Here is a 495-nt window from a genome sequence, read left to right as displayed (position 1 = left end):
TCGGCGTTCATGACGATCCGCACCAACGTGCTGGTGCGGGCGAGGCGGTGCACGCTGGAGAGCGGGAGCACCTGCCCGGTCGCCGGCAGCAACCCCGGCGCTGTCCCCGGTGCCATCCCCAACGACGCCCCCAGCAGCGCGCCTGCCGACGCTCCCAGCGCCGACCCCAGGATCGCCCCGGGCATCGTGCCCGCCGACGCACTCGGAGCCGCTCCCTGCGCAGCCTCCTGCGCCGTCCCGGGGAGCGTGCCTGCCGCCCCTCCCGGAGCCGCTCCCTGCGCAGCCTCCTGCGCCGTCCCGGGGAGCGTGCCTGCCGCCCCTCCCGGAGCTGCTCCCGATGACGCCCCCTGCGCCGCTGCTTGCGCCGTCCCCGGCGTCCGACGCCCGGCTCCTGGTGCTGTTCCTGATGCCCTCCTGGGTGGTGTCTTCTGCTCCGGTCCAGGTCCGCCGGGTGTCGCTTCCGACAGTCCCGGCGTCCCCGGCGCCTGCGTCGCG

At 76.4% G+C, this 495-nt stretch carries 1 protein-coding gene; it reads right to left on the bottom strand.

Features of this window, described 5'->3' with window-relative positions:
* Nucleotides 1-185: hypothetical protein (locus FLV34_RS39730; RefSeq protein WP_222709818.1), on the bottom strand; the 185-nt coding region annotated here is incomplete at its 3' end.
* Nucleotides 186-495: the final 310 nt, after the last annotated feature.

Origin of the sequence: Microbispora sp. CSR-4, from assembly GCF_008033685.1 — a bacterium.
Classification (GTDB): domain Bacteria; phylum Actinomycetota; class Actinomycetes; order Streptosporangiales; family Streptosporangiaceae; genus Microbispora.
Note: the sequence above shows the minus strand (reverse complement) of the source record. Positions and strands in the feature narration are given on the sequence as shown.